Raw genomic sequence first — 23,187 nt, 5'->3', positions numbered from 1 at the left:
TCTTTAAATAGTGTATATATCCATTATATAGGAGAATAACAAAAAGACGTGCAGTGAGTGCACGTCTTTTTTTGTTATGTTTTGTCGATAAGTCGATATAGTGTGTCGAATCGTCGATATATCGAAAAAATCGTTGATATATTCTAAGTTACGATAGATATAATTGAAAAATCGTCGATATATTTATCGCTTCTCAATCGCCACAATAAATGGCGGGTTATTTTGTTGGTTAATGAAGCCGTAGCGCAGTACGTGTGCTTGTTTTTGGTCTAATTCTTCGGCAAATTTGAGAACAGCGTCCCGTTCTACTTGTCCTTCTGGATGTCCGTGGTAAATAACAAGGACGATGATACCTTCAGGTGCCATTACTTCTAATAATTGTTCGATTGCTGAGATTGTTGAGTTCGGTTTTGTAACGATATGCTTGTCTCCGCCTGGAAGGTAACCTAAGTTGAAAATTGCGCCTGTTACTTTACCTTTTGCATCTTCTGGTAATACGGATAGAAGTGTATCGTGACTATCGTGAACTAAAACAGTACGTTCGAAAAGTTCTTTTTCTTTTAGACGAGTTGTTGAGCTTTCAATTGCCTCTTTTTGAATATCAAATCCAAATACTTTTCCGTTATCGCCAACGATTTCAGCTAGAAAGCATGTGTCATGCCCGTTTCCTAAAGTTGCATCTACAGCGTAATCGCCTTCTTTTACTGCCGTTTGCAAGAGAGTGCGAGCAAACGGTAATACACGTTCTAATTTCATTTTTGTTTCTCCTCATTTGCATATTTTCCTTGCCAGCTTCCGCGGCGTACAAATTCTGCATCGATGGAATTTAATACTTCCCATTTATTTAAGCTCCACATTGGACCAATCATTAAATCAGGTGGACCGTCACCTGTGATGCGGTGCACAATTACGTCCTCTGGAATGATTTCAAGTTGATCAACAACGAGACTTACGTAATCCTCAAGAGAAAGGAACTCGAGTTGTCCTTTTTCATATTGCTTTACCATTGGCGTTCCTTTTAATAAGTGAAGTAAGTGGATTTTAATTCCTTGTACGTCAAGCTTCGCTACTTCACGAGCTGTTTCCATCATCATGTCGTAATCTTCAAGTGGAAGGCCGTTAATAATATGAGAGCAAACTCGAATACCATGCTTACGTAATTTATTTACGCCTTCAACGTAAGAAGGATAATCGTGAGCGCGGTTAATAAGGTTTGCAGTTCGTTCATGAACAGTTTGTAGTCCGAGTTCAACCCAAAGATATGTGCGTTTATTTAAGTCCGCTAAATATGCAACGACATCGTCCGGTAAACAATCTGGACGAGTTGCGATAGAAAGACCGACAACGTCTTTTTCAGCTAGAAGCGGTTCGAATTTCTCTTTTAATACTTCAAGTGGTGCGTGTGTATTTGTATACGCTTGGAAATACGCAATGCATTTTCCATCTTTCCACTTTGAGCGCATTTTTTCTTTCATTTCATGATATTGCGTTATAACATCATCGCGGCGATCGCCAGCGAAGTCACCAGATCCAGCAGCACTGCAAAATGTACAACCGCCATAAGCAACTGTACCGTCACGGTTCGGGCAATCGAAGCCAGCATCTAATGAAACTTTAAAGATTTTTTCACCAAATTCATTTCGTAAATGGTAATTCCATGTATGATAACGTTTATTGTCGTTCGTATATGGAAAAGGGTTTTGAACCTTCATTACTTTCCCTCCTAAGCCGAGTCAAAATGAAACAAAATCCATTATAACATACTCATAAGGTTCATATGGAAGGGACACACTAAAGGGGAATTGAAGCAAGGAGGGACAATTATGGCAGAGCGTCAATCACTTGAATCGTATATTACACAAGCAGAACAAGCGGTGGAATATGCGAAAGAACAATTAGACCAAGGCATGAGACAAGAGCATTACAATACGATGGAGTATTCGGATGCGCAGTTACAATTAGAACAAGCATATAACGATTTACAAACGATGCAACAACATGCGAATGATGAGCAACGTGAGCAATTAAATAGAGCACGTATGGCAATTCGCCAATTGCAACATCAAATGATTATTACACCGCACTAATAAGGAGTGAATGTAATGGCGAAACGTTCAGATCAAAATAACCCAGAGCAAAAAACGCAAAATGGACATAACGCTGAGTTTTCGAATGAGCTTGATCCAGTTGTTCAAGTGAAACAGCGTAACAGTAAAAAAGGACAACCTCAAAGATCGAAACAATCAGAGTAGACCAGGTCGCAATATGACCTGGTTTTATTTTGTTATATGACAAGAATGTAAGATTTCTGTAAGGTTTGTCGATAGTTGCGAGCCGTTTTCTCCAGTAGAGTAAGGAAGGGTTAAATTTTATACAAGGAGTTGCTTTATGGGGAACAATATGACAAACAAACGAATTGATGAGTTAGATTACATTCGTGGCTTCGCATTACTGGGGATTATTTTAGTAAATATTCTTGCACTACTTAACATTAAAATTCCAGATCCTAATACAGTGGATGCTAGCTATCAAAGGTTTCTATACTTATTTGTAGAAGGTCGTTTCTTCTCAATCTTCTCATTCTTATTTGGAGTGGGATTCTATATCTTTATCTCTAGAGCAATTGCAAAGGGGAAAAATGGATATGTTTTATTTTTACGCCGCTTAGTTGCACTATTTATTTTCGGTTTGATTCATCAAATGTTTCAATCTGGAGAAGCATTAACGTTATATGCAATTTGCGGGTTGATCGCTTTACCATTTTATAAAGTGAAAAAACAAGTGAACTTAGTTATTGGTCTTATTTTAACAATTGCCTTTAGCGTAATGGGTGCTAAGGAACTATTGCCACTTGGCTTAATTTTATTAGGGCTTGCTGCAGGGCAATATCGTGCATTTGAAAATCTTGCGCAAAATATAAAGAAAGTCGCTATTTTTACAGGTATTATGTTTGTTTTAAGTGTCGTAGCTGTATGGTATCAATACGGGCACGTGCCTGCTGATCCATTTGTAAATATGATACTAATGAATGAGGACGGAACAATGGATGCTGCAAGCCAATTTTTAAAAATTGGTGTTACAGTTGGCCCAATTATTTCAGCTTTCTATGTTGGAGCATTAATTTTACTACTTCAATTAAAACCAGTTCAAACATTGTTAGCACCACTGAAATATTATGGCCGTATGGCATTAACAAATTATATCGGACAAACTGCAATGATTTTAATTGCAGGCAGTGTATGTAACTTTGCAGGAAATTTAACTTACATGCAGACGTTATATGTGTGTATTGCAATTTATGCAATTCAAATTGTGTTTAGTGTGATTTGGATGAAAATCTTTAAAATGGGTCCATTAGAATGGATTTGGCGTGTTATTACGTATTGGACGGTAACGCCTTTAAAGAAATAAAGTGAAACTTTAATCAGTGGGGGGTTCTTACTGCCCATTAAAGTGGGATAAAGAGAGAAGTGGGCTGTTCCTTTTGTGGAACAGCTTATTTTTATTGTCAGCTTTTGTCGATAAGTCGATATATTAAAAAAATCGCTGATAAAAGTGGGAGAATCGCCGATATATTAAAAAAATCGCTGATAAAAGTGGGAGAATCGCCGATATATTAAAAAAATCGCTGATAAAAGTAGGAGAATCGTCGATATATTTGAAAAATCGCCGATATAATTTCAGTTACCGATTCACTATTTCACTAGTATTAATAGCCAAGCTTACAAGTACACCTTTTTTATCTTACAAAAGTGTAAGGTAATTGTAATGTTAACAAATAGCAGTTCATCTCCAAAAGGCGCAAAATAGGTAATGGAAAAACAAGCGTAGGAGGATATATATGACGAAACCAGTTGTAGACGTGAAAAACGTTCAAAAAGTGTACGGTAAAAAAGGTGAGAACCAATCACACGCATTAAAAGGTGTATCATTCTCAATTCAAGAGGGTGAGTTTGTTGGGATTATGGGACCATCTGGTTCTGGTAAAACGACATTATTAAATGTAATTTCAACGCTAGATAAAGCAACGGGCGGCGTTGTTGAAATTGCGGGAACGGATATTACAAAAATGAAGCAAGGTGAGCTTTCAGATTTCCGTTCACAAAAGTTAGGATTCATCTTCCAAGACTTTAACTTACTAGAGAACTTATCTATTTATGAAAACATTGCACTTCCACTTTCTCTTCAAGGTGTCTCGTCACGAAATATTGGACCAAAAGTAGAAAAAGTAGCGGATATGTTAGGAATTACAGAAATTCTTCAAAAGTATCCATCTGAAGTATCTGGTGGACAAAAGCAACGTTCAGCAGCGGCACGTGCATTAGTACATGAACCGGCAATTATTTTAGGGGACGAGCCAACAGGAGCGCTTGATTCTAAAAATGCAACGAGTTTACTTGATGCGATGACAAACTTAAATAAAGATCAAGGCGTATCTATTATGATGGTCACACATGATCCATACAGTGCAAGTTACTGTCAACGTATTTTATTCATTCAAGATGGTGAGCTATATAAAGAAATTCACCGCGGTGGTACGCGTGAAGAGTTCTATAAAGAAATTTTAGATGTACTTGCAGATTTAGGTACACAAAAAGCGTAAGAAAGGAGGTTCTAGTACATGTTATTCAAACTTTCCATGTCAGGACTAAAAAGTAAGCTGAAAGATTATATAGTCTTACTTGTCGGTCTTGTCATGTCTATCTCAATTTTTTATATGTTTCAAACGTTAGCGCTGAATAAAGCATTTATCGAATCTAACTCAGTTATTCAATCAATTGGATTCGTATTCCAAGCAGGTTCATTTTTACTAGCAATCATAACCTTCTTCTATATTTTATATGCGAACTCTTTCTTATTATCTCTTCGTCAAAAAGAGTTTGGTATGTATATGATGTTAGGAGCAAAAAAGCATAAAGTTACATTACTTATGTTTATTGAAACGATAGTATTAGGTGCTGCATCTCTTGCGATTGGTATTACAGTTGGTGTAGGACTTGCAGAAGGTATCGGGCAGTTATTAATGAAACAATTAGAATTTGCTGGTGAAGGCTATAAAGCATTTTACCTGCCATCTATGACTGTTACTTGTATTTTCTTCTTTGCATTATTTGTACTATCAGCAATTATGAATAGTATTAAGTTATCACGTATTTCTGTACTGCAACTTGTACATGCAGATGCACAAACAGAGCGTGTTGCAGTAAAAGGAAAAATGACAGGTTTAGTTGCATTCCTAGCGGTTATTTTATTAGGAATTGGTTATGCATCAATGATTTACATGGAAAAACTAAGAGAAATGGGAATCCTTATTGCATTAATTACAACAACAGCTGGTACTTACATGCTATTTGGATCACTTCTTCCAGTCATTATTAAAAAGTTAAAAAGTAATAAAAAACGTAGTGAAAAAGGACTTAACGCTTTTACATTTGCACAATTAAACTTCCGTATTAATAGCTTAACAAAGGTGCTTGCGACAGTAGCAATGTTAGTTGCTCTTGGGGCCGGTGCCATTTCAGGTGGTATGGCGTTTAAAAATAACGTTATAAAAATGGTTGATGGTTTCGTAATATATGATTCAGTAGTTCATAATCCAACTGCTGAAGAAAAGAAAATTTTAGACGGTATTACATTTAAAGAGAAAAGCGAATATCGTTACAAAGTCGATGATAAATACGTTTACTATGTAAAAGAAGATTTAGAGAAAAATCGTCCTTTAGTAAAAGATATGACAAATATGAAGTCGATGAAGGATTTAGTAAAAACGAAAAAAGTTTCAGAGGAACTACCAGTGGGTGCAGTTTCTAGAGAAATGAATGAAAAAGATGCGAGTGCTAAAGAACTTCCACAAGAATGGGACGAGGCTTTCAGAACAATCCAGCCATTTTACGTGCATGAAGATCATGCAATTAAAATTGTAGATCAAAAAATGTACGATACTGTAAATGGTAAAGAAGGAATTGTATTTACTGGAAAAACAGATGATTTTGAAGCACATAAAAAAGAATGGAAAAAACTTGACGAGTTGCAGCTAGATAAATATAAAAATGTAAAAGCTGAAAGATTAGATAGTAAATATCAAGCTTACGACATGTTCTATGGCGTTGCGAGCGGAACAGTGTTTATGGGATTCTTCCTTGGAATTGCTTTCTTAGCAATGATGGCAAGTTGTTTAATGTTCAAAATTCTTTCTGGTGCATCAAAAGATATTACGCGTTATCAAATGCTTCGTAAAATCGGGGTGCGCCGTGAATTATTAACGAAATCCATTTATAAAGAGTTATTCTTAGTCTTCCTATTCCCAGCAATTGTAGGTATTGCTCACGTATTAGTTGGTATGAATATTTTCGGATTTATTTTAATCGATCCGTACTTCCGTATTTGGGTACCAATCGTAATTTTCGTAGTTATTTATGCGATTTATTACTTCATTACAGTTCAATTGTATAAAGGAATTGTTCTTCCGAAAGAAGATTAATAAAAACCGAGCGAAATTGCTCGGTTTTTATTATTTTCAGAAAAAACACTTTAATGTTACTGAAATATATAATATAATGTAAATAAGTAACATAATATAAAAGTAGAAGCAGCTGGATAAGGAAAGGAGGAATCCGATCTGTAGAAAGAGGCTGAACTTGTATCTCCTATTATTCCTACCCCTACTGTATTTGCACAATTATAAATTTCCAAACCTAAAAGTATATTGTAAAAATAATGGATAATACATGGAAATCTCATAGCGTGATAAGGTAAAATGGACAACATGATGAGAAAATTACCGTTCATAAGATGAGGAGAATACATGTATGGAAGTTGTAGAGGCATTAAAAGATATAAGCCAAATTGAGGCTATGAAAAAGTATTTAAAAGAGCACTCACAGCGAGATTATCTTTTATTTGTTATTGGAATTAACACAGGATTAAAAATTACTGAGCTACTTAGTATGAAATTTGAAGAGGTATTAAATGAAGATGGAACTGTTAAAGAGTTTTATTCTCTTCCTGTGAAAGATGAAAAGTTTAAACAAGATATTTATTTAAATACAAAAGTAAAAGAAGCACTTTTAGAGTACGTACAATCTATTGATGTGAAAAGAGAAAACTACGTATTTCAATCTAATAAAACGAAAAATTCAATTACACGTCAACAAGCGTATCGTGTCATTCATAATGCTGCTGAAGCGGTTGGGATTGTTGGTAAAATCGGAACAAACTCAATGAGAAAAACGTTTGGATTTCATGCATACAAAAGAGGGATAGCGATTGCACTATTGCAAAAGCATTTTCATCACGCAACGCCATCAGAGACGCTCAAGTATTTAGGAATCTCAAAAGATGAAGAATTTAAAACCGAGATTGATGTTGATTTGTAAAAGCCGTAACTAAAAACTTTAGGAGGCGGGAATATGAATATTCGAGAGAGTGAATTACCGGGCATTGGATGTAAGTTTGAAGTAATTACAAAAGGTAATGAAAAGCTGGTTATTGTTATTCATGATGATGGCCGAAGAGAAATGTATCATTTTGATGCAGATCATGATGAAAGTATTTCAAGCATTTCTCTTCGTGATTCTGAAGCGAGACAAATTGCGGCTATATTAGGCGGAATGGTATATAGACCGCAAGCTTTAGACACAATTGAGATGGCTTTTGAAGGACTATCAATTGAATGGTTTAAGGTGGAAAATAACGCACCAGTCGTACAAAAAACAATTGGTAGCTTACATGTCAGAAAAACATATAACGTAACGATTATTGCTATTTTAAAAAAGAATATGAAGAAATTCTTTAATCCAGGTCCAGACTCTATTATTGAAGCTGGCGATATGCTCGTGTTATCGGGCGCGAGACATGAAGTGAAAAGAATTATTAATGAATTGCTTTCAGCAGGAGGTGATTCATAATCGATGGATACTTTAATCTTTGAAGTTGGAACTGCGTTAGTATTAGTAGCTTTTGCAGCTATCCTCGCTGCAAAGTTAAAGTTTTCGATTATTCCGTTTCTCATTATACTCGGTATGTTAGTGGGGCCTCATGCCCCAGATCTAGGACTTATCGATTTAAGGTTTATTGAAAGCGGAGAAGTTATTTCCTTCCTCGGCCGTGTTGGCGTCATATTCCTCCTATTCTATTTAGGCTTAGAATTCTCAATAAAAAAATTAATTAAATCAGGAAAGTCGATTGCTTTTGGGGGGACTGTTCACATATCACTTAATTTCTTATTAGGTTTGCTTTATGGATATGTGGTGGGATTCCCCTTATTAGAGACGTTAATTATTGCTGGAATCATTACAATTTCATCAAGTGCAATTGTTGCAAAAGTCATTGTTGATTTAAGAAGATCTGGTAATAAAGAGACGGAGCTGATTTTAGGAATCATTATGTTTGATGATATCTTTTTAGCGGTATATTTATCAGTCGTTTCAGGATTAGTGCTCGGTGGGGCAACATCATTTGTAGGTGCACTTACATCGGTGTTAATCGCAGTAGGGTATATGCTACTATTCTTTGTAATCGCTAGAAAAGCTACGCCGTTTTTAAATAAAATATTAGATATTTCCTCAAATGAAATTTTTATTATCGTAATATTCGCTATTTTATTCTTCGTAGCAGGATTTTCAGAAACGATTCATGTCGCTGAGGCAATTGGAGCGTTATTGTTAGGACTCGTCTTTTCTGAAACAGAGCATAGTGATCGGATTGAGAAGCTCGTCGTCCCATTCCGTGATTTCTTTGGAGCCATATTCTTTTTCAGCTTCGGTTTAAGTATAGATCCGTTTTCGCTTGGAGGAGCAGTGTGGTTGGCATTAGGAGCAGTTTTCATTACTCTAATCGGTAATTTTACTGCTGGAATGATTGCGGGACATAAAGCCGGGTTATCCCATAAGGCTTCTACGAATATAGGTTTAACGCTCGTATCACGCGGGGAATTTTCTATTATTGTAGCGAATATCGGCATTGCGGGTGGCTTAATGGCAGCGATTAAACCGTTCTCTGCACTGTACGTTTTAATATTGGCATCGTTAGGACCGTTACTAACGAAAGAGTCCGGGAGAATATACTCTCTACTAGATAAAGTATTTAAATGGAGTGCGAAAGAACGTGCAAAGCGAGAAAAAGAAGTTGGGTAATATATAAAGGGGCTGCATGAAATTCATGCAGCCCCTTTATATATTGTTACTGTTGTCATTTTTTGTCGGTAAGTCGATATATTTTAATAATCGCTGATATATTTTTAGTTGCGCCGATATAATCCAAGAAGCAATCAATATAATTGCATTTACCGCAAAATCATTATCTGAATTTCATCAACTATTAATCAGTTGCCTTCCTATTTAAAAACGACTACAATTTTACTGTTATAGATGAACGAAAAAATAGAATAGGAGGGGAGACTATGCCAAGGAAAGTATGGCTATTAGTAGCTGGGATGATTATTAATGTCACAGGTGCTTCTTTTTTATGGCCTTTTAATACAATTTATTTGCATGATCACCTAGGAAAATCTTTATCTGTGGCCGGAATGGTATTAATGATCAACTCGCTTACTGGTGTAATCGGAAACTTGCTCGGCGGTGTTTTATTTGATAAATGGGGCGGTTATAAATCAACTTTAGTAGGAATTGTGATTACACTCGTATCGATTTTAGGTCTTGTGTTCTTCCACGGTTGGCCTTTATACGTTGTGTGGCTAGCGTTAATCGGTTTTGGTTCTGGAATGGTCTTCCCATCGATGTACGCGATGGTTGGTACGGTTTGGCCAGAGGGCGGAAGACGAGCATTTAATGCGATGTATGTTGGACAAAATGTTGGGATTGCAATCGGAACAGCATGTGGTGGATTAGTTGCATCGTATCGTTTTGACTATATTTTCTTAGCAAACTTTATTTTATACTTTGTTTTCTTTCTGATTGCTTTTATTGGATTCCGTGGTATGGAAGACAAAAAAGAGCCAGGAGTGCAAAAAGAAACCGAAACGAAAAAAGGTTGGTCGCTTACACCTGGATTCAAAGCACTTCTTATCGTATGTGTAGCATATGCTTTATGCTGGGTTACATACGTACAGTGGCAAGGGGCGATCGCAACACATATGCAAGAATTAAACATTAGCCTTCGTCACTATAGTTTATTATGGACGATAAACGGAGCGATGATCGTTTGTGCACAGCCGCTAGTTAGTATGCTAATTCGCTGGATGAAACGTTCTTTAAAACAACAAATTATCATCGGAATCATCATTTTTGCGGCGTCATTCATTGTATTAAGTCAAGCGCAGCAATTTACGATGTTCCTTGTTGCGATGGTAACACTAACAATTGGTGAGTTATTCGTATGGCCAGCAGTTCCAACGATTGCAAATATACTTGCGCCAAAAGATAAGTTAGGGTTTTATCAAGGTGTTGTAAATAGTGCGGCGACTGTAGGGAAAATGTTCGGGCCAGTCGTTGGCGGAGCAATTGTTGATTTATATAATATGGAAGTATTGTTTATAGCAATCATGGTAATGCTTGTAGTAGCGCTTATCGCAACGAGTATTTATGATAAACGAGTAAAAGTAGAAGAAACAGTTGAAGAAAAAATTGCAGTTTAGTTTGACGGAACATGTTCACATGTTTTAGAATATATTTAAATAAAACAACCTTTAGAACAAGGGAGATAGCTCGGCTGTCTTAAGACGAATTCGTTAGTTATTAAAAGTAACGATTAACCGAGAAGCCCCGCTTTAAGTAAGCTCTTTAGAGATACTAAGCGAAGGGTAGTTCACTTAACTCATATTTGTAATAACAGTGAGAAGGAGTAGTAGTAATAGAAGCTGGTTTAGAGAGTTGACGGTAGGTGCAAGTCAATCCACGTTTCGTTATGAACTCGCCTTTGAGTTGCAGTTGTGAAACTAATAGTAGCAATTGCCGTTAATCCACGTTACGGATCTAAGCGAATGTATATTTGTACATTAATTTAGGGTGGTACCGCGGGAATCTATAACCTCTCGTCCCTTTCTAGGGATGAGAGGTTTTTTGTATTTTGGGCGGTGAAAATAAATAGAATTTCAAGGAGGGTATCTCATGAGCTTTAATCATCAAGAAATTGAGAAGAAGTGGCAAGGGTACTGGGAAGAGAATAAAACATTCCGTACGCCAGATGAGACAGAAAAACCAAAATTTTATGCACTAGATATGTTCCCATATCCATCAGGTGCAGGTCTACACGTAGGACATCCAGAAGGTTATACAGCGACGGATATTTTATCTCGTATGAAGCGTATGCAAGGATATAACGTTCTTCATCCAATGGGATGGGATGCATTCGGTCTTCCAGCAGAACAATATGCACTTGATACTGGAAACAGCCCAGCTGAATTTACAGAGCATAATATTAATACGTTCCGTAACCAAATTAAATCATTAGGTTTCTCTTACGATTGGGACCGTGAAGTAAATACAACAGATCCAAACTACTACAAGTGGACACAATGGATCTTCCTAAAACTATTTGAAAAAGGCTTAGCTTACGTTGATGAAGTACCTGTAAACTGGTGCCCAGCACTTGGTACAGTACTTGCAAACGAAGAGATCATCGATGGTAAGAGTGAGCGCGGTGGACATCCAGTTGAACGTCGTCCGATGAGACAGTGGATGTTAAAAATTACAGCTTACGGAGATCGTCTATTAGAAGATCTAGATGAGCTTGATTGGCCAGAAAGCTTAAAAGATATGCAACGTAACTGGATCGGTCGTTCTGAAGGTGCAGAAGTACACTTCAACATCGATGGTACAGACGAGAAGTTCACAGTTTTCACAACGCGTCCTGATACATTATTCGGTGCAAGCTACTGTGTACTTGCTCCGGAACATGCACTTGTTGCTGATATTACAACTGCTGAACAAAAAGAAGCTGTAGAAGCTTACATTAATTCTGTAAAAATGAAGAGTGACCTAGAGCGTACAGAACTTGCGAAAGAGAAAACTGGTGTATTCACTGGTGCTTACGCAGTTAACCCAGTAAATGGTGAGAAATTACCAATCTGGATCGCGGATTACGTTCTTGCAACTTACGGAACAGGTGCTGTAATGGCAGTTCCAGCTCATGATGAGCGTGACTATGAATTCGCATCAACGTTCAATCTTCCAATGAAGGAAGTTGTAAAAGGCGGAGACATTACGAAAGAAGCATACACAGGTGATGGTGCACACGTAAACTCAGCATTCCTTGATGGATTAAATAAAGAAGAAGCAATCGCAAAAATGATTGAATGGCTTGAAGTAACGAGCGCAGGAAATCAAAAAGTAACGTACCGTCTACGTGACTGGTTATTCAGCCGTCAACGTTACTGGGGTGAGCCAATTCCAGTAATCCACTGGGAAGATGGCACAATGACAGCTGTGAAAGAAGAAGAATTACCACTAGTTCTTCCGAAAACAGAAAACATCCGTCCTTCAGGTACTGGTGAATCACCACTTGCTAACATTGACGAGTGGGTAAATGTTGTTGATCCTGAGACTGGGAAAAAAGGTCGTCGTGAAACGAATACAATGCCACAATGGGCTGGTAGCTGCTGGTATTACCTACGTTACATCGATCCAAACAACAGCGAAGCACTTGTGGATCCTGAAAAAGTAAAACAATGGCTTCCAGTTGATATTTATATCGGCGGAGCAGAGCATGCTGTACTTCACTTACTATATGCTCGTTTCTGGCATAAAGTATTATACGATATCGGTGTAGTTCCAACGAAAGAGCCGTTCCAACAATTATTCAACCAAGGTATGATTTTAGGTGAAAACAACGAGAAAATGAGTAAATCAAAAGGTAACGTTGTAAACCCTGATGATATCGTAGCAAGCCACGGTGCAGATACACTTCGTCTATACGAAATGTTCATGGGACCATTAGATGCTTCAATCGCTTGGTCTGAAAATGGTCTTGACGGAGCTCGTCGTTTCCTAGACCGCGTATGGCGCCTATTCGTTCAAGATAACGGTGAACTAAGTGAGAAAATTACTGATGCACCAAATAAAGAGCTTGAAAAAGCTTACCACCAAACAGTGAAGAAAGTAACAGAAGACTATGCAGAGCTTCGCTTCAACACAGCGATTTCTCAAATGATGGTATTCATCAACGATGCATACAAAGCTGAAACACTTCCGAAAGAATATGTAGAAGGTTTCGTAAAAATGATTGCACCAGTTGCACCTCACATCGGGGAAGAGCTATGGAGCAAACTTGGATACAATGAAACAATCACATATGCAAGCTGGCCAACATTTGATGAGTCTAAACTTGTAGAAGATGAAGTTGAAATCGTTGTTCAAGTTATGGGTAAAGTTCGCGCAAAACTAACAATGAGTAAAGACGCATCAAAAGAAGAAATGGAACAACTTGCACTTGAAGCAATTAAGGACCAAATTGAAGGGAAAACAGTTCGTAAAGTAATTGTAGTTCCTGGAAAACTTGTTAACGTTGTTGCAAACTAATGTATTCTAAATAAAAGCTCAGAGTATGTATACTCTGAGCTTTTTTGTGTAGAAAATAATTTCTGGATCACCTTAGTCTAAGTTTTCAATTATTTCACTACGTACAAATAAAAGAGCGGAATTCCAATACAGACAAACACCTATTTATTATTTCACTACGTACAAATAAAAGAGCGGAATTCCAATACAGACAAACACCTATTTTTCTATAGGAAATATGATAAAAAAGGTAGGCTAAATTGAGTAGAAGAGGTGAAAGGAATGAAAGGGATGGACAATAATGCACCACACGGATTTTTCGGAGGTGGATCGGATAGTTATGAACAAATGATGTTAATGGGAGGCGGACAACAAGGATATGGCGGAATTCCGAGCTGGATGGGTGGAACACCTGGAGGTTTTTCAACATCAGTAGCTGGCGTACAAACAGGAATCCCAACATTTGTAGGCGGAGCAGCGGGAGGAGTACCAGTAGGCGTACCAACTGCATTTCCATCTTTCGTTGGAGGCGTACAAACAGGATTTCCGGTACCAGGAGTAGGTGTTGTGGCAGGAGGGATAGGTGGTTTTCCACAAGTTGTTCATGATCATCACGGACACCACCATCAAGGTCACCAAGGTCATCATGGACACCATCACCACCAAGGTCATCATGGACACCATCATCACCAAGGTCATCATGGACACCATCACCACCAAGGTCATCATGGACATCATCAACAACAAGTACATCACCACGGCCACCATCATATACATCCACAGGCTGTTCTTTATCAAACTCACCAAGGCCACCATGGACACCATCACCATCAAGGTCACCAAGGTCACCAAGGTCATCATGGACACCACGGCCACCAAGGTCACCAAGGTCATCAAGGTCACCAAGGCCACCAAGGTCACCAAGGTCACCAAGGTCACCAAGGCCACCAAGGTCACCAAGGTCACCAAGGTCACCAAGGTCACCAAGGTCATCAAGGTTACCAAGGCCAACAACACCAACAACACCAACAATACCAACAATACCAACAGTATCAACAACAATCTTCTCCTTGGACAGGTGGAATTGGAGCAGGAGCAGCGGGAGCAGCGGCAGGAGCGGCTAGTATTAGTGGAGCAGCAGGGCACGCTGGACACGTGGGACATTAATGATTGCCAGAAAAAAAGACATAATAAAAAACTGCTAGGAAATCCTAGCAGTTTTTTTCAGCTTCTTGGCGTTGACGTTCGATTTCAGCACGAAGTTGTGGTTCTGGTGCTTGCCAGCCCTCTGGTTTTAGAATTTTGCCGTCACCTTCGCGGAATCGAGGTTTCCCGTCAGGGAATAGTTTTGCCATGTTTGCGTTATTTACAATTTCGAATCCTTTATCAGGACGTACGCCCATTTCGGCAAACGTGCCGAATGCAAAGTAAATAAGATCAATCAGTGCATCATATTGATCTTCAACAGTCGTTGCTTCTAAAAATTCTTCTAGCTCTTCTTGCATAAAACTCGCACGGATTTTTGCACGTTCTTCTGTTAATTTTGTTGGAGTATTTGTCACAGGATGTCCGAATACTTCATGCATTTTTGCAACAAGTTCGTACCCTTTATCTAAACCTTTTTCGTTTGTCATGTTGTTTCATCCTTTCTCGCTTAGTGCCGAATCCCATTGTAACATAAGGTGATTATGAAATGAAAAGGGACTGTTTAAAAGTTGCATCTTTTAGTTAAGATAGGGAAATATTATATCGACTAAACGAAAAAACATAATCCATTAATAAAAGAAAGCCATCCCGGAATATTTTTGGGACGGCCCTGCTCGTTATTTTTCTTCTTTTATTAAAATGGATAAAATAAGGTCGATGCCAAACATACCAACGAGCAACATTGGTATAACGACAAGTAAATAACGTGTGAAGGAAACATTTTTTAAGTATGTATGAGCAAATAAAAAGACGCCGAGAAATAAAATACCATTTAAAATAGGCTTTACTAATTTTTTAGACATAAGCTCCCCCATAAACATCTTCTCTCTCTATCTAAAATAAAAACTCCTCTTTCCGTTGTATCATGCCGGGAAGAGGAGTTCAATCATTTCTCATTCAATTACACCAGAATTTGTAATATTTACAGTGTATTTTATAGTAATTGGAACATCTTTGTACATTTTTCTCCACTCTTCTAATTTGAATGGACGATAATGGTGTTTATATTTTGCCCCTAGCCCGAGGGGATCGACGTTTAAAGATTTTAACTGCTTAATTAACTTAGCAGCTTGTTTATCTAATTGTTTTTGAATATCTTTTTTAATGTTTTTTGTGTTTTTATTATTTTCTAAGTTAATTTGTTTTGATAGTTCTTGAATACGTGCATCAAGATGAACGTGAATGAAAAAAGAAGGCTTCCCATTTTTAATCTTTATATCGTAAGTTGGAACAGAACGAATATTATTAACCACTACGTACGCAGAATCCGTTTTAAATTCATGTGAATCTAATTTATGTTTCTCTAATAGTCCTTTAAAAATGAACATGTCTTTTTCCACGATTTTACCGATATATTTATCTTTTTTAAAAAGACCAATTCCGGTGATTTTTATTTTATCACCATGCTTCTTTAAAATGGGAATATAGTAGTCTTGTCCTTCTTGATAATAACGGAATGCTCCTACATGTAGGTTATCCGTTGGTAAAGGACCGGTCTCCATATTATGTTCTAGCAATTTTTTTATATAAATTGCAATGTTATATGAAGTCGAATATTTACCTTTTAAAAGTTCAGTACCATTCCCCTCTAATAAACCAACATATAAAGCATTCCCTATGTTTACATCTCGAAGTAACGTGTCGAATGAAGTAGCCATTCCTGTTTTAGCAAGTTTTATCGTATATAGAGCGACACGCATTTGTCCGCTAGCAAAAGGTTGAGAAGACTCTAACGATGTGTCTGCTCTTACTTGTTTTACCGCATTTGCGCTGCCTTCAAAAACTTGAACTTTATTTCCTTTTTTCTGAATGGGGCAAACGAATGTCACTTTTACTTTATTATCTTTTGCAACATCAAATACTGTTCCCTGAATAAGTTGTACATCATCGATAATATTTTTTTGTAAACATCCCGTTAGACTGAAGAATGTTATACAAGAAATAAGTATTAATTTGCTTATGCTTTTGATTTTTTCCATTTTCTTTTCACCCACACAATGATAAATAGGATTGGGATGTATACATAAATGAGCCAAAAACTAACTTTTGCTGCATTACTAATAAAATTGTTAATATCATGCCTATTTGTTAAAAGTTGTGAAACAATGAGCGTGATAAAGATAAAAGCAATTAAAATACCTCTTTGTTTTACACGGAATATTTCGTGAGTTGCTCTCATTGACGCCCATAAAGGGAGGATAAAACTTGAAATAATAACGAGTGCATAGCCTGAAATTGCAATATATTCGAGTCTTTCTATAAACGGTAATTGAATGACTTGAGTCATAGAAAGTTGGGGCCATATCGTTTTTAATAATTGTTTTTCACTAAAAAATGCAAAGGCTAAAAGGGTGCTAAATACATATAGAAGATTTGAAAATAGTGCTCCGTATTGAGCAAATTTATGAGACTGCATAGGTTTTTTTACAAACGGATAAATCATGAGGTAAACCTCAAAACCAGTCATACTGTAGATTGACGTTTGAGCAGATTTTAAAATATCTGAAAAAGAATGTGTGAATATAGGTAGTAAATTATCCCAATGTGAATATTTCAAAACGAATAAGCTTAGAAATAAATATCCTAATGTACCACCAATAGAGATGACGCAAATACCGGTAATTACACGAAATCCAGAAGAGATAATGTAATAGCTAACTAAGCACAAAAAGAGTGTTAACATAAAGGTGGAAGCGGTAGGAAACATCCATACTTGAATAATTTCAACATACGTTCGAATAACCGAAATACTGACGATTAAAAAATAAGCTGCAAAGATGATATTAAAGACATTCCCTATCAATTTTCCAAATGTTTGCCTTTGTAAATCAATTAAATTTCCATTTGTTTCTTTTAATAAAAAATACATCATCCATATAAGAAGATGGATACAGAGCCCTGTGATTACAACGCCCATCCATCCGTCGTATCCAGCGGCCTTTGCGGTGATTCGAGCGAAGCCGAGAACGCCAGCACCGAACTGTGCACCGTGAATTAAGAAGAAAACGAAGACAGGAGATATTTGATATTTTTCTTGAACTTTACTCATCGAATGCACCTCATTTCTTAATCATCAAAGTCTGATCTATGTTTTGTTGAAATTCCTTTCGCTGCTTTTTTTACATGTTGTGGCCTTGCTTGTACATCCCGTGTATCAATCATTGTTAAAGGAAAACGGATCCAAGAATCTTTAACAGATTGTTGTCTTGTTGGGTAGAACAAAGCGTACGGCTTGCGTAAAGAAGTAAGTCTAAATAGGTGCGTAAATAAGAAGATAAATCCAAGTGAAATCCCGAAAAGTCCTCCTATTTCTGCAAATATGAGAAACGGGAAACGTAGTAATCGAACCGCATTACCCATTTTATAAATAGGTGTAATAAAGGAAGCGAGTGCTGATAAGGCAACGATAATTAATAAAATATTACTCGTTAAACCAGCTTGTACAGATGCTTGCCCGATTACGATACCGCCTACAATACCGAGCGTTTGACCAACTTTCATCGGTAACCTTGCCCCAGCTTCTCTCAGTAAATCGATTGCGAGTTCTAAAAAGAGTGCTTCAATTAAAGGCGGGAATGGTACTTGCGCCCTTGATAAAATTAAAGTTTCAAGTAAATCACTCGGAATGAGTTCATAATGATAATTTAAAACTGCAACGTATAACGGTGTAGCGCATATCGAGAATAAAACGGCAATAAGACGTAAAACCCTTGAGAATGTAGCGTATAGCCAAGAGACGTTGTAGTCTTCTGGTGAAATGAAAAAATCGAAATAAGATACAGGTGTTAGTAAAACACTTGGAGAACCGTCCACAAAAATAGCGATTTTCCCATCGATTAGTGCTTTTGTAACTCTATCAGTGCGTTCTGTATTGATATAGAGAGGGAAAATCGACTTTTCTCCCATCAATTCTTGTAAATAAGCACTATCATTAATTTGATCATATTCAAGAGCACGTAAAGACTCCTCTAGAAAATCAACATTATCTTTTTCAGCAAGGTTGTCTAAATACATCATGACAACTTTTGTTTTGGAAAACTCACCGATAATCATCTCTTTTGTTTGTAAATCTAAAACAGGAAGACGTTTTCGTACTAAATTTATGTTTGTATCAATATCCTCTACAAAACCTTCTTGCGGACCAATAACAGTCGATTCGTTTAAAGGAGGAGTTGGTGCACGATAATTATCAATTGCAATATTTGCGAGCATACATTTTTGATCTTGTTGATTTACTTGAACAATCGCATGCCCCTTTAAAACCATGTCCTCAATTTTTTGTAAATCGTTCGTAATTGTAATGCCGCTCATCGGAATATGTTCCTTCAGCTCTTCTAGTGATGCGTTAGGTCGTTCTAAAAGAGTGGGCATTAAATATTTTTGTAATTTCTCTCCATCAAGCGAAGGACGATAGTAAGAAATCCAATAAGGCATCGTTTCGTCATCGGATGTATGATAATTCACAAAATCACTAGACTTTTTCAGCTTCTCTATTAAATCTTGTAAAGAATGAATACGATCTTTTTCTGGTTTCGAAAAATCATAAATACTATTACCTTTAGAATTTTGTTGCTTATCCTGATTCGAGCCGTCTTGCTTAGATTGTTGTTGTTGATCCTGATCGGAGTCGTTCTGCTTAGAATGCTTCTGTTGCCCTTGATTGGAGTCGTCTTGCTTAGAGTGTTGCTGTTGACCCTGATCGGAGTCGTTCTGCTTAGAATGCTTCTGTTGCCCTTGATTGGAGTCGTCTTGCTTAGAGTGTTGCTGTTGATCCTGATCGGAGTCGTTCTGCTTAGAATGCTTCTGTTGCCCTTGATTGGAGTCGTCTTGCTTAGAGTGCTTCTGTTGCCCTTGATTGGAGTCATCTTGCTTAGAATGCTTCTGTTGCTCTTGAGAAGATTCATCTTGTTTAGCACTTTGTTGCTGATCTTGATTCGATTGATTTTGCTGATTATCTTGAGAAGATTCCTTGTGTTCCTCTTTTTTTTGCTCGCTATTGTTACCTTTATTATGTTTCGTACTTCTAGTCTGTTCTTTGTTGTCGTCCTCTTGATTGGTAGGTTTTTGCTCCGAATTATCTGTTTCGTTTTTCTCTGTTGTATTTGATTTTTTTTTCTTACGTAGCCAATTCCAAATCATATGTATGCCCTCTTTAATTGTGTAATATAGTGCTATTTTGTGGCTAATTTTGTATATTATTCATTTATTTATGAAAAGAAGAAGGAGATGGGTTTGCATAGAAAAAATCTTTTAGTAAGCAGTTCATACTATGACGAGAAGAGGGCGAGTCTGTGAAAATTGTAAAAAAGGAGAAGTTTATTTTAAAGGAGTTTACATTTGAAAATGGTAGGACAATTCCTGTTCAAATGGGGTATGAGACGTATGGTACTTTAAATAGAGAGAGATCCAATGTGATTTTGATTTGTCATTATTTTAGTGCAACTAGTCACGCGGCAGGAAAATATACAGCGCATGATGAGGAGTCTGGCTGGTGGGATGGTTTAATTGGACCGGGAAAAGCAATTGATACAAATCAATACTTTGTTATATGCACTGATAATCTTTGTAATGTGCAGGTGAAGAACCCTCATGTAATTACAACGGGACCGAAATCGATTAATCCGAAAACTGGAGATGAATATGCGATGGACTTTCCGGTTTTTACATTTCTTCATGTAGCTCGTATGCAATACGAGTTAATAAAAGATATGGGAATCCCAAGGTTACACGCTGTAATGGGCCCATCAGCTGGCGGGATGATTGCGCAGCAATGGGCTGTTCATTACCCTCATATGGTAGAGCGGATGATTGGTGTTATTACGAACCCGCAAAATCCAATTATTACGTCGGTAAATGTAGCGCAAAATGCAATTGAGGCTATCCGGCTGGATCCAAGTTGGAAGGGCGGGAAATATGGAGAAGAGCAGCCAATGAAGGGGCTTCAGTTAGCAAATAGAATGATGTTTATGAACGCGTTTGATGAGCATTTTTATGAAACAACCTTCCCTCGTAATAGTATAGAAGTAGAACCGTATGAAAAGGTTTCTTTATTAACATCATTTGAGAAAGAGATAAACAAATTGACATATAGAAGTATAGGGTTAGTAGATGCAAATTCGTGGATGTACACTGCGAAAGCAGTTTTATTACATGACATTGCGCATGGATTTTCGTCTTTAGAAGAGGCGCTGTCTAATGTAGAAGCAAATGTACTTATGATTCCGTGTAAACAAGATTTGCTTCAGCCGTCGCGTTATAATTATAAAATGGTAGACCTATTGCAAAAGCAAGGGAAGTATGCAGAAGTATATGAGATAGAAAGTATAAATGGGCATATGGCGGGAGTATTTGATATTCATTTATTTGAAAAGAAAGTGTATGAGTTTTTAAATCGGAAAGTATCTAGTTTTGCGTAGAAAATAAATGATGTGAAAAAGGTGCAATGTATGTAGTAGGCACCTTTTTTCACATGATTTGTAGGCGGAAAATATATGTGGCAATTGCTATACCGAAGAATGCAATACTAAGTAATAGAAATAAGAATGACATTTCTTGTGGTGATTTTATCTTTTTATTATTTTTCATACTAAGTGCAATAATTGCAGCGAGTAAGAACACAATGCTCATAATGAAAAGAAAAAGTGTCATTTTAATCGACTCCCTTCATAAAACAAGTATATTGAGGATACAATGCACGAGTTATGTTTGTAAAGAATAAGTTTTGCGAGAAAATTGAGAAATAAATTCTCCGTTCTTTGCGTTCTTTCTTTCGCGTGCTAAAATTGATGAGGAATGATTATTCAAGGAAGAAACTAAAGGTTTTTATTGTATATAAGGAGGAACGAAATATGACAGAAGTGAAAACAATTACTACAGAAGAAGTACAAGAGCGTTTAGAAAACGGAGAAACGTTATTTTTAGTAGACGTAAGAGAAGATGAAGAAGTAGCAACAGGGAAAATTCCAGAAGCTGTACATATTAAAATGGGGGATATCCCAAATAAAGTAGATTTCTTTGATAAAGAGAATGAATATATCTTTATTTGTCGCTCGGGAATGCGCAGTGAAAATGTATGCCATTATTTAAATGAGCACGGCTTTAAAACAGTGAACATGGTTGGCGGTATGCTTCAATATGAAGGAGAAATTAAATAAGTAGTTTAAAAAACTTGAAACGAGTCTGTTTCAAGTTTTTTTCTTTTGCATACAGTGTACAAAAGGGGGATAGGTAAATGGGGATTAACTTGCGGAAAGTAAAAATTATAAATAATACAGGTGCTGTTAATGTCGGCGATTGTTATGATATCTCACCTTTAGCTGTAGCAAAAGTATATGCAGGTGCTGGGGGATCGAGTGCGGCTATCTTTTTAAATGGAAAAAGACAGCCAGAAGCGGTCATTAGAACATCAGTATTTCTTCCACCATTAGCAACGAGTACACGTACATTAGGTTCATAGAGGAAAGGTAGAGTGTGATTATGCCTGCTCATATAAAAGAGTTTGTTATTGTGAATAACACTGGGAATATATTTACCGGTGATAATTTGAGGGATACTTCATTTACTGCTACGAAATCGTATAGTGGCTCGATGGGGTGCACTTGGATCGACGTTGTTACAGTAATAGGAACGGAGACGAAGCTTTGTTTACAGCCAGGAGATTCGGTGACGACAACATATACAAGGGGTACTCCTGCTGGTACTGTAACAGGAACAAATATGGGGCAAAGTGTAAATGCATCGGGTATAGCACAAGCTGTCCCTAATACAGATAATATGGATTCAGTTGCTGGACTCCCCTAAAATCATAGGGGAGTTTTTTATTTGTAAGAAGAGCTTATGTAGCGTGAAAAGCGGAGTAATTGTTTGAAAAATAGTATTGGAAACTTCTTTGGAAAATACAATTCAAATAGAAGGTGATTTTTTATCCCACTTTAATGGGCAGTAAGATTCCCCCTCAAAATTTAGCGAAAGCAAAGAAGGTAGGTGGGGATCGGGCTACCTATAAAAGTCCGATTGGCGAGGGCTGATTAAAGTTTCACTTTATGTGAAGCATATTTTGTAATTGTATTTTGCTGTTGAAGGTGGTGGGAGTAGTGGAAGGAAATGATGAAAATTTAAAAATAAAAAGGTCGATACATTCTAATTTTAAGTTATCACCAGATCTTGTTGGTCCTACTTTTCCTCCAGTGCCAACTGGAATGACAGGGACGACAGGGCCGACGGGGAGTACCGGAGCAACCGGAAGCACGGGATCAACGGGAGTAACAGGCCCAACCGGAAATACAGGAGTAACGGGAAGTACGGGAGCGACAGGAAATACAGGGGCAACGGGAGTAACAGGCCCAACTGGAAATACAGGATCAACGGGAGATACGGGTCCAACGGGAAGTACCGGATCGACGGGGAACACAGGTCCAACGGGAAGTACGGGAGCGACAGGAAGTACCGGATCGACGGGGAACACAGGTCCAACGGGAAGTACGGGATCAACGGGAAGTATGGGAGTAACAGGAGTAACAGGCCCAAC

Annotated in this window: 23 protein-coding genes, 1 pseudogene and 1 other annotated feature; of the genes and pseudogenes, 16 read left to right on the top strand and 8 right to left on the bottom strand. The window is 37.4% G+C overall.

The genetic code is table 11. The features are described 5' to 3' along the window. Positions 1-183: 183 nt before the first annotated feature. Both ACTFNE_RS24200 and ACTFNE_RS24195 read right to left on the bottom strand, forming a co-directional pair. Positions 184-756, bottom strand: a complete 573-nt coding sequence (locus ACTFNE_RS24200; RefSeq protein ID WP_000764489.1) for a class I SAM-dependent methyltransferase — start codon at positions 754-756, stop codon at positions 184-186. Beyond that, positions 753-1,712 (bottom strand): TIGR01212 family radical SAM protein, encoded by a 960-nt coding sequence (locus ACTFNE_RS24195; RefSeq protein ID WP_000868018.1) that lies wholly within the window; start codon positions 1,710-1,712, stop codon positions 753-755. The genes ACTFNE_RS24200 and ACTFNE_RS24195 overlap by 4 nt, the downstream gene beginning before the upstream one ends. A gap of 111 nt (positions 1,713-1,823) precedes the next feature. Between ACTFNE_RS24195 and ACTFNE_RS24190 the strand changes: the two genes are divergently transcribed. The 11 genes from ACTFNE_RS24190 to ACTFNE_RS24140 all read left to right on the top strand — a co-directional run bounded on the left by ACTFNE_RS24190 (position 1,824) and on the right by ACTFNE_RS24140 (position 14,621). Continuing rightward, positions 1,824-2,087: a YtzC family protein gene (locus ACTFNE_RS24190; protein WP_000840869.1), complete on the top strand. Its 264-nt coding sequence runs from the start codon at positions 1,824-1,826 to the stop codon at positions 2,085-2,087. A 15-nt stretch (positions 2,088-2,102) separates the two neighbouring features. Continuing rightward, positions 2,103-2,252 carry a hypothetical protein gene (locus tag ACTFNE_RS24185; protein ID WP_001129345.1) on the top strand — a complete coding sequence of 50 codons (150 nt, stop codon included), beginning with the start codon at positions 2,103-2,105 and terminating at the stop codon, positions 2,250-2,252. Positions 2,253-2,388: 136 nt separating this feature from the next. Beyond that, positions 2,389-3,411, top strand: a complete 1,023-nt coding sequence (locus tag ACTFNE_RS24180; protein ID WP_270705697.1) for a DUF418 domain-containing protein — start codon at positions 2,389-2,391, stop codon at positions 3,409-3,411. Between the two features lie 430 nt (positions 3,412-3,841). Beyond that, positions 3,842-4,603 (top strand): ABC transporter ATP-binding protein, encoded by a 762-nt coding sequence (locus ACTFNE_RS24175; RefSeq protein ID WP_046198226.1) that lies wholly within the window; start codon positions 3,842-3,844, stop codon positions 4,601-4,603. A gap of 18 nt (positions 4,604-4,621) precedes the next feature. Continuing rightward, positions 4,622-6,481: an FtsX-like permease family protein gene (locus ACTFNE_RS24170; RefSeq protein ID WP_046198225.1), complete on the top strand. Its 1,860-nt coding sequence runs from the start codon at positions 4,622-4,624 to the stop codon at positions 6,479-6,481. A gap of 328 nt (positions 6,482-6,809) precedes the next feature. Then, on the top strand, positions 6,810-7,376 hold the full coding sequence (locus ACTFNE_RS24165) for a tyrosine-type recombinase/integrase (protein WP_000454218.1): 567 nt from the start codon (positions 6,810-6,812) through the stop codon (positions 7,374-7,376). Positions 7,377-7,409: 33 nt separating this feature from the next. Continuing rightward, positions 7,410-7,907 (top strand): cation:proton antiporter regulatory subunit, encoded by a 498-nt coding sequence (locus ACTFNE_RS24160; RefSeq protein WP_001026041.1) that lies wholly within the window; start codon positions 7,410-7,412, stop codon positions 7,905-7,907. 3 nt (positions 7,908-7,910) lie between these two features. Beyond that, entirely contained in the window at positions 7,911-9,134 is a 1,224-nt protein-coding gene (locus ACTFNE_RS24155; RefSeq protein WP_270705699.1) for a cation:proton antiporter, read from the top strand. Positions 9,135-9,400: 266 nt separating this feature from the next. Continuing rightward, a complete protein-coding gene (locus tag ACTFNE_RS24150; RefSeq protein WP_262729694.1) occupies positions 9,401-10,594 on the top strand; it encodes an MDR family MFS transporter in 1,194 nt (397 codons plus the stop codon). Between the two features lie 187 nt (positions 10,595-10,781). Next, positions 10,782-11,001: a binding site (T-box leader), on the top strand. A 65-nt stretch (positions 11,002-11,066) separates the two neighbouring features. Next, positions 11,067-13,475 (top strand): leucine--tRNA ligase, encoded by a 2,409-nt coding sequence (gene leuS, locus ACTFNE_RS24145; RefSeq protein ID WP_087995861.1) that lies wholly within the window; start codon positions 11,067-11,069, stop codon positions 13,473-13,475. 261 nt (positions 13,476-13,736) lie between these two features. After that, entirely contained in the window at positions 13,737-14,621 is an 885-nt protein-coding gene (locus tag ACTFNE_RS24140) for a hypothetical protein (RefSeq protein ID WP_270705702.1), read from the top strand. A 44-nt stretch (positions 14,622-14,665) separates the two neighbouring features. Here the strand turns inward: ACTFNE_RS24140 and ACTFNE_RS24135 are convergent, their stop codons facing one another. From ACTFNE_RS24135 to ACTFNE_RS24115, 5 genes are all read right to left on the bottom strand, one after another. Continuing rightward, positions 14,666-15,088 (bottom strand): hypothetical protein, encoded by a 423-nt coding sequence (locus ACTFNE_RS24135; RefSeq protein WP_000180554.1) that lies wholly within the window; start codon positions 15,086-15,088, stop codon positions 14,666-14,668. 189 nt (positions 15,089-15,277) lie between these two features. After that, the gene (locus tag ACTFNE_RS24130; protein ID WP_000038782.1) at positions 15,278-15,463 is read right to left on the bottom strand and encodes a hypothetical protein; all 186 of its coding nucleotides are present in this window, start codon (positions 15,461-15,463) and stop codon (positions 15,278-15,280) included. 90 nt (positions 15,464-15,553) lie between these two features. Next, positions 15,554-16,639, bottom strand: a complete 1,086-nt coding sequence (locus tag ACTFNE_RS24125) for a Ger(x)C family spore germination protein (protein WP_046198221.1) — start codon at positions 16,637-16,639, stop codon at positions 15,554-15,556. Further along, positions 16,618-17,709: a spore germination protein gene (locus ACTFNE_RS24120; RefSeq protein WP_046198220.1), complete on the bottom strand. Its 1,092-nt coding sequence runs from the start codon at positions 17,707-17,709 to the stop codon at positions 16,618-16,620. Before ACTFNE_RS24120 ends, ACTFNE_RS24125 begins: the two co-directional genes overlap by 22 nt. Before the next feature lie 17 nt (positions 17,710-17,726). Then, positions 17,727-19,799 (bottom strand): spore germination protein, encoded by a 2,073-nt coding sequence (locus ACTFNE_RS24115; RefSeq protein ID WP_439998411.1) that lies wholly within the window; start codon positions 19,797-19,799, stop codon positions 17,727-17,729. Between the two features lie 152 nt (positions 19,800-19,951). On the opposite strand from ACTFNE_RS24115, the gene ACTFNE_RS24110 reads away from it, so the two are divergent. Next, complete coding sequence (locus ACTFNE_RS24110) at positions 19,952-21,076, top strand: alpha/beta fold hydrolase (protein ID WP_046198219.1); 1,125 nt, start codon at positions 19,952-19,954, stop codon at positions 21,074-21,076. A 49-nt stretch (positions 21,077-21,125) separates the two neighbouring features. Here the strand turns inward: ACTFNE_RS24110 and ACTFNE_RS24105 are convergent, their stop codons facing one another. Continuing rightward, complete coding sequence (locus tag ACTFNE_RS24105; protein WP_000171893.1) at positions 21,126-21,308, bottom strand: hypothetical protein; 183 nt, start codon at positions 21,306-21,308, stop codon at positions 21,126-21,128. A 200-nt stretch (positions 21,309-21,508) separates the two neighbouring features. Between ACTFNE_RS24105 and ACTFNE_RS24100 the strand changes: the two genes are divergently transcribed. From ACTFNE_RS24100 to ACTFNE_RS24085, 4 genes and pseudogenes are all read left to right on the top strand, one after another. Further along, entirely contained in the window at positions 21,509-21,814 is a 306-nt protein-coding gene (locus tag ACTFNE_RS24100) for a rhodanese-like domain-containing protein (protein WP_046198218.1), read from the top strand. Positions 21,815-21,891: 77 nt separating this feature from the next. Then, complete coding sequence (locus ACTFNE_RS24095) at positions 21,892-22,116, top strand: spore germination protein (RefSeq protein WP_000512463.1); 225 nt, start codon at positions 21,892-21,894, stop codon at positions 22,114-22,116. A gap of 20 nt (positions 22,117-22,136) precedes the next feature. Continuing rightward, positions 22,137-22,460, top strand: coding sequence for a hypothetical protein (locus tag ACTFNE_RS24090; protein WP_046198217.1), 324 nt, complete (start codon positions 22,137-22,139; stop codon positions 22,458-22,460). Positions 22,461-22,753: 293 nt separating this feature from the next. Next, positions 22,754-23,187 (top strand): annotated as a pseudogene (locus tag ACTFNE_RS24085) (BclA C-terminal domain-containing protein); the annotation flags it as partial.

Source organism: Bacillus cereus group sp. MYBKT111-2 (assembly GCF_051915205.1).
GTDB lineage: Bacteria > Bacillota > Bacilli > Bacillales > Bacillaceae_G > Bacillus_A > Bacillus_A paranthracis.
Note: the sequence above shows the minus strand (reverse complement) of the source record. Positions and strands in the feature narration are given on the sequence as shown.

Excerpts from the sequence above, each read along its gene's own strand:
- ACTFNE_RS24120 (WP_046198220.1), bottom strand. The coding sequence starts at position 17,709 with ATGAGTAAAGTTCAAGAAAAATATCAAATATCTCCTGTCTTCGTTTTC.
- ACTFNE_RS24125 (WP_046198221.1), bottom strand. The coding sequence starts at position 16,639 with ATGGAAAAAATCAAAAGCATAAGCAAATTAATACTTATTTCTTGTATA.
- leuS (WP_087995861.1), top strand. The coding sequence starts at position 11,067 with ATGAGCTTTAATCATCAAGAAATTGAGAAGAAGTGGCAAGGGTACTGG.
- ACTFNE_RS24155 (WP_270705699.1), top strand. The coding sequence starts at position 7,911 with ATGGATACTTTAATCTTTGAAGTTGGAACTGCGTTAGTATTAGTAGCT.
- ACTFNE_RS24165 (WP_000454218.1), top strand. The coding sequence starts at position 6,810 with ATGGAAGTTGTAGAGGCATTAAAAGATATAAGCCAAATTGAGGCTATG.
- ACTFNE_RS24160 (WP_001026041.1), top strand. The coding sequence starts at position 7,410 with ATGAATATTCGAGAGAGTGAATTACCGGGCATTGGATGTAAGTTTGAA.
- ACTFNE_RS24090 (WP_046198217.1), top strand. The coding sequence starts at position 22,137 with ATGCCTGCTCATATAAAAGAGTTTGTTATTGTGAATAACACTGGGAAT.
- ACTFNE_RS24150 (WP_262729694.1), top strand. The coding sequence starts at position 9,401 with ATGCCAAGGAAAGTATGGCTATTAGTAGCTGGGATGATTATTAATGTC.
- ACTFNE_RS24195 (WP_000868018.1), bottom strand. The coding sequence starts at position 1,712 with ATGAAGGTTCAAAACCCTTTTCCATATACGAACGACAATAAACGTTAT.
- ACTFNE_RS24140 (WP_270705702.1), top strand. The coding sequence starts at position 13,737 with ATGAAAGGGATGGACAATAATGCACCACACGGATTTTTCGGAGGTGGA.
- ACTFNE_RS24095 (WP_000512463.1), top strand. The coding sequence starts at position 21,892 with ATGGGGATTAACTTGCGGAAAGTAAAAATTATAAATAATACAGGTGCT.
- ACTFNE_RS24115 (WP_439998411.1), bottom strand. The coding sequence starts at position 19,799 with ATGATTTGGAATTGGCTACGTAAGAAAAAAAAATCAAATACAACAGAG.
- ACTFNE_RS24180 (WP_270705697.1), top strand. The coding sequence starts at position 2,389 with ATGGGGAACAATATGACAAACAAACGAATTGATGAGTTAGATTACATT.
- ACTFNE_RS24185 (WP_001129345.1), top strand. The coding sequence starts at position 2,103 with ATGGCGAAACGTTCAGATCAAAATAACCCAGAGCAAAAAACGCAAAAT.
- ACTFNE_RS24170 (WP_046198225.1), top strand. The coding sequence starts at position 4,622 with ATGTTATTCAAACTTTCCATGTCAGGACTAAAAAGTAAGCTGAAAGAT.
- ACTFNE_RS24190 (WP_000840869.1), top strand. The coding sequence starts at position 1,824 with ATGGCAGAGCGTCAATCACTTGAATCGTATATTACACAAGCAGAACAA.
- ACTFNE_RS24105 (WP_000171893.1), bottom strand. The coding sequence starts at position 21,308 with ATGACACTTTTTCTTTTCATTATGAGCATTGTGTTCTTACTCGCTGCA.
- ACTFNE_RS24100 (WP_046198218.1), top strand. The coding sequence starts at position 21,509 with ATGACAGAAGTGAAAACAATTACTACAGAAGAAGTACAAGAGCGTTTA.
- ACTFNE_RS24175 (WP_046198226.1), top strand. The coding sequence starts at position 3,842 with ATGACGAAACCAGTTGTAGACGTGAAAAACGTTCAAAAAGTGTACGGT.
- ACTFNE_RS24200 (WP_000764489.1), bottom strand. The coding sequence starts at position 756 with ATGAAATTAGAACGTGTATTACCGTTTGCTCGCACTCTCTTGCAAACG.
- ACTFNE_RS24130 (WP_000038782.1), bottom strand. The coding sequence starts at position 15,463 with ATGTCTAAAAAATTAGTAAAGCCTATTTTAAATGGTATTTTATTTCTC.
- ACTFNE_RS24135 (WP_000180554.1), bottom strand. The coding sequence starts at position 15,088 with ATGACAAACGAAAAAGGTTTAGATAAAGGGTACGAACTTGTTGCAAAA.